Annotated in this window: 4 protein-coding genes and 1 pseudogene; all 5 read left to right on the plus strand. The window is 70.4% G+C overall.

All coding sequences use genetic code 11. The annotated features are described in order from the left end of the window. Nucleotides 1–121: pseudogene (locus tag AOK17_RS53805) on the plus strand (LacI family transcriptional regulator); the annotation flags it as partial. Beyond that, nucleotides 118–1566: a sugar ABC transporter ATP-binding protein gene (locus AOK17_RS26465; RefSeq protein WP_055615056.1), complete on the plus strand. Its 1449-nt coding sequence runs from the start codon at nucleotides 118–120 to the stop codon at nucleotides 1564–1566. The pseudogene AOK17_RS53805 and the gene AOK17_RS26465, both read left to right, overlap by 4 nt. Beyond that, nucleotides 1556–3511 carry an ABC transporter permease/substrate-binding protein gene (locus AOK17_RS26470; RefSeq protein WP_055615057.1) on the plus strand — a complete coding sequence of 652 codons (1956 nt, stop codon included), beginning with the start codon at nucleotides 1556–1558 and terminating at the stop codon, nucleotides 3509–3511. The genes AOK17_RS26465 and AOK17_RS26470 overlap by 11 nt, the downstream gene beginning before the upstream one ends. 79 nt (nucleotides 3512–3590) lie before the next feature. Further along, nucleotides 3591–4490, plus strand: a complete 900-nt coding sequence (locus AOK17_RS26475) for a ribokinase (protein WP_055615058.1) — start codon at nucleotides 3591–3593, stop codon at nucleotides 4488–4490. Beyond that, entirely contained in the window at nucleotides 4487–4879 is a 393-nt protein-coding gene (rbsD, locus tag AOK17_RS26480) for a D-ribose pyranase (protein WP_055615059.1), read from the plus strand. Before AOK17_RS26475 ends, rbsD begins: the two co-directional genes overlap by 4 nt. Nucleotides 4880–4980 lie beyond the last annotated feature (101 nt).

Raw genomic sequence — 4980 nt, forward strand, 5'->3', positions numbered from 1 at the left:
CCCGCAGTCCGTCACCCTCCCCGCCCGTCTCGTCGTCCGCCGCTCGTGCGGCGAGGCGCCCGGCGAGCCCCCGTACCCGCATCCCTCCCCGCACTCGTCCCCGCAAAGGAGCAACACGTGAGCAGTCCCGACGAGTTGCTGCGTATCGAAGGCATACGCAAGACCTTCCCCGGTGTGGTCGCGCTCGACAGCGTCGACTTCGATCTGCGCCGCGGTGAGGTGCACGTGCTGCTCGGTGAGAACGGCGCCGGCAAGAGCACGCTCATCAAGATGCTGTCCGGTGCGTACCGGCCCGATGCCGGGAAGATCGTGGTCGACGGCAAGAAGGTCCGTATCCATGGTGCGCAGGACGCCGAGCGCCTCGGGATCGCGACCATCTACCAGGAGTTCAACCTGGTCCCCGATCTGACGGTCGCCGAGAACATCTTCCTGGGCCGCCAGCCGCGTCGCTTCGGGCTGATCGACCGGAAGACGATGGAGGCCGACGCCCGCGTCCTGATCATGGACGAACCGACCGCGGTGCTCACCTCCGGAGAGGTCGAGAAACTCTTCCGGATCGTGCGGCAGCTGCGCGAGGACGGCGTCGGCGTCGTCTTCATCACGCACCACCTGGAGGAGATCGCCGCCCTGGGAGACCGCGTCACGGTCCTCCGGGACGGCCGGAGCATCGGCCAGGTGTCCGCGTCCACGCCCGAGGACGAGCTCGTACGCCTCATGGTGGGCCGCTCCATCGAGCTCCAGTACCCGCGCGAACGGGCCGACACCGGGACCCCGTTGCTCACCGTGGAGGGGCTCACCCGGGACGGTGTCTTCCACGACGTGAGTTTCGAGGTGCGGGCCGGTGAGGTCGTAGGCATCGCGGGGCTCGTCGGAGCGGGACGTACCGAGGTCGTACGAGCCGTCTTCGGAGCCGATCCGTACGACAAGGGGTCCGTGGCCGTGGCCGGCGAACGGCTGCCTCGCCACGACGTGAGCGCGGCCATGACCGCCGGCATCGGGCTCGTCCCCGAGGACCGCAAGGGCCAGGGACTGCTGCTCGACGCCTCCGTCGAGGAGAACCTTGGGCTCGTCACCCTGCGGGCGGCGACCCGCGGCGGGCTCGTCGACCTCAAGGGGCAGCGGACGGCCGCCGCGAAGATCGCCGAGCAGCTCGGCGTACGGATGGCCGGGCTCGGCCAGCACGTGCGCACGCTCTCCGGTGGCAACCAGCAGAAGGTCGTCATCGGCAAGTGGCTGCTCGCCGACACCAAGGTGCTGATCCTCGACGAGCCGACGCGCGGTATCGACGTCGGCGCCAAGGTCGAGATCTACCAGCTGATCAACGAACTCACCGCCGCCGGCCATGCCGTCCTGATGATCTCCAGCGATCTGCCCGAGGTGCTCGGCATGAGCGACCGGGTGCTGGTGATGGCCCAGGGCCGGATCGCCGGTGAACTCACCGCCGACGAGGCGACCCAGGACTCCGTGATGGCACTCGCCGTCAGCTCACCCACGACACCCACGACTCCCACTACGACCGTTACCACCGACACCGTTACCGCTGTGGAGGGCCCCGATGGCCACTGACACGCTCAAGAGCACACCGGGCGCGAGTGGCGCCTCGGGCGGCCTGCGCCGGCTCCTGCTCGACAACGGCGCGCTCACCGCGCTGATCATTCTCGTCATCGCGATGTCGGCCCTGTCGGGCGACTTCCTGACGACGGACAACCTGCTGAACATCGGCGTCCAGGCGGCCGTGACGGCCATCCTCGCCTTCGGTGTGACCTTCGTGATCGTCTCGGCGGGCATCGACCTGTCGGTCGGTTCCGTCGCGGCCCTGTCCGCCACCGTCCTTGCCTGGTCGGCGACTTCGGAGGGCGTACCGGTCTGGATCGCGGTGATCCTCGCGATCGCCACCGGCATAGCGTGCGGTCTGGTCAACGGCGTCCTGATCTCGTACGGGAAGCTGCCGCCGTTCATCGCGACGCTCGCCATGCTGTCGGTGGGCCGCGGTCTGTCGCTGGTGATCTCGCAGGGCAGCCCGATCGCGTTCCCCGAGTCGGTCTCGCACCTCGGTGACACGCTCGGCGGCTGGCTGCCGGTGCCGGTCCTCGTGATGATCGTCATGGGCCTCATCACGGCCCTGATCCTGGGGCGTACGTACATCGGGCGTTCCATGTACGCGATCGGTGGCAACGAGGAGGCGGCCCGCCTCTCCGGGCTGCGGGTGAAGAAGCAGAAGCTCGTCATCTACGCCCTGTCCGGTCTCTTCGCCGCCGCCGCGGGCATCGTGCTCGCGTCCCGGCTGTCCTCCGCGCAGCCGCAGGCCGCGCAGGGTTACGAGCTGGACGCGATCGCCGCGGTCGTCATCGGCGGCGCCTCCCTCGCAGGCGGTACGGGCAAGGCATCCGGGACGCTGATCGGCGCGCTGATCCTCGCGGTGCTGCGCAACGGCCTCAACCTCCTCTCCGTGTCGGCGTTCTGGCAGCAGGTCGTCATCGGTGTGGTCATCGCGCTGGCGGTGCTCCTCGACACCGTGCGGCGCAAGGCCGGGGCGACTCCGGTCACCGCCGGTGCCGGGGGCTCGTCCGGACTGAAGGGGCCACAAGCCATCAAGTACGGGCTCGCCGTGGTCCTCGTGGCGGCGATCGTGGGCGGGCTGTCCCTGTTCAACAACGGCTCGTCCTCGTCGAACCCGAAGGTCGGCCTGTCCCTCTCCACGCTGAACAACCCCTTCTTCGTACAGATCAAGGAGGGTGCGCAGGCGGAGGCGAAGAAGCTCGGCGCGGACCTGACCGTCACGGACGCGCAGAACGACGCCTCGCAGCAGGCCAACCAGCTGCAGAACTTCACCAGCGAGGGCGTCGACTCGATCATCGTCAACCCGGTGGACTCGGACGCGGCGGGCCCGTCGGTGCGCTCCGCGAACAAGGCCGACATCCCCGTCGTCGGCGTCGACCGTGGCGTCAACAAGGCGGAGACGGCCGCGCTCGTGGCCTCCGACAACGTCGAGGGCGGCAAGCTGGGCGCCAAGGCGCTCGCCGAGAAGCTGGGCGGCAAGGGCAAGATCGTCATCCTGCAGGGTCTGGCCGGTACGTCCGCGAGCCGTGAGCGCGGCGCGGGCTTCGCGGAGGGCCTCAAGGCCTACCCGGGCATCGACGTCGTGGCCAAGCAGCCGGCCGACTTCGACCGCACCAAGGGCCTCGACGTGATGACGAACCTGCTCCAGGCCCACCCGGACGTCCAGGGCGTCTTCGCCGAGAACGACGAGATGGCGCTCGGCGCGGTCAAGGCGCTCGGCTCCAAGGCCGGAAAGTCCGTCCAGGTCATCGGTTTCGACGGCACGCCCGACGGTCTGAAGGCTGTCAAGGAGGGCACGATGTACGCCTCCGTGGCACAGCAGCCGAAGGAACTCGGCAGGATCGCGGTGGAGAACGCGCTGCGGGCGGCCGACGACAAGGAGGTCGAGAAGACGGTGAAGGTCCCGGTGAAGGTGGTCACGGCGAAGAACGTGGACGAGTTCACCGGCTGACCCCGACCGATGTCGAGGGGCGGGTGCACGGCTGCTGCCGTCCACCCGCCCTCAACTCACCCCCACAGGGAGACTGTTCATGTACGACTACGACCTGCTGGTCGTGGGATCGGCCAACGCCGACCTCGTCATCGGTGTCGAGCGGCGGCCGGGCGCAGGGGAGACCGTCCTCGGCTCCGACCTGGCCCTCCACCCGGGCGGAAAGGGCGCCAACCAGGCGGTCGCCGCCGCCCGGCTCGGGGCGCGTACGGGGCTGCTGGCCCGGGTCGGCGACGACGCGCACGGCCGGCTGCTGCTCGACTCGCAGCGGGCGGCCGGGGTCGACACGGCCGGGGTCCTCGTCGGCGGGGCGCCCACCGGGGTCGCGCTGATCACGGTGGACCCGTCCGGCGACAACAGCATCGTCGTGTCGCCCGGCGCGAACGGCCGCCTCACCCCGGCCGACGTCCACGCGGCCTCGGCCCTGCTCGCGGCCTCCCGGGTGGTCTCGGCCCAGCTGGAGATCCCGCTGGAGACGGTCGTGGAGGTCGTACGTGGTCTGCCGTCCGGCACCCGTTTCGTACTGAACCCGTCCCCGCCCCGGGAGTTGCCCGAGGAGGTGCTCGCGGCCTGCGACCCGCTGATCGTGAACGAGCACGAGGCGCGGGTGGTGCTCGGCGCCGACGCGGGCGCGACGCCCGAGGAGTGGGCCCAGGCGCTGCTCGCGCTCGGTCCGCGCTCGGTGGTCGTCACCCTGGGCGAGGAGGGTGCGCTGGTCGCCGACGCCTCCGGCACGGCCCGGGTGCCGTCCGTGAAGGTGAACGCCGTGGACACGACCGGCGCGGGCGACTCCTTCACCGCGGCGCTGGCCTGGCGCCTCGGCGCCGGGGAGTCCCTCGCGGACTCGGCGGCGTACGCGGCCCGCGTGGGCGCCGTCGCCGTCACCCGCGAGGGCGCACAGGCGTCCTTCCCCACCGCCGAAGAGGTAGCCGCACTGTGAAGAAGGCCGGAATCCTGAACCGTCATCTCGCGGGCGCGATAGCCGAGTTGGGCCACGGTGACGGCGTACTGATCTGCGACGCGGGCATGCCGATCCCGGCCGGGCCGAGGGTGGTGGACCTCGCCTTCCGTGCGGGGGTCCCGTCCTTCGAGGAGGTCCTTGAGGGCCTGCTGGACGAGTTGGTCGTGGAGAGTGCGACGGCGGCCAAGGAGGTACGGGAAGCGAACCCGGAGGCGTCCGCGCTGCTGGCCGACCGCTTCCCCCACGCGCTGACCCACGTCTCCCACGAGGACCTGAAGATCCTCTCGGCGAACGCCCGCCTGATCGTGCGGACCGGCGAGGCCCGCCCGTACGCGAATGTGCTGCTGCACTGCGGGGTCTTCTTCTAGGCCCCGGGGCACGCACGAGTGCCTGGACAAGCTTCGAGGGGGCCCGGTCCGTCGACCGGGCCCCCTCGGTTTCCCCTCCCCCAAACCAGAACCCCCGCGAT

It is taken from the genome of Streptomyces phaeochromogenes (assembly GCF_001418655.1).
GTDB classification, from domain to species: domain Bacteria; phylum Actinomycetota; class Actinomycetes; order Streptomycetales; family Streptomycetaceae; genus Streptomyces; species Streptomyces phaeochromogenes.

What these genes read in the sequence shown, in the direction of transcription:
- AOK17_RS26470 (WP_055615057.1), top strand. Translation starts at nt 1,556, where the DNA reads ATGGCCACTGACACGCTCAAGAGCACACCGGGCGCGAGTGGCGCCTCG.
- AOK17_RS26475 (WP_055615058.1), top strand. Translation starts at nt 3,591, where the DNA reads ATGTACGACTACGACCTGCTGGTCGTGGGATCGGCCAACGCCGACCTC.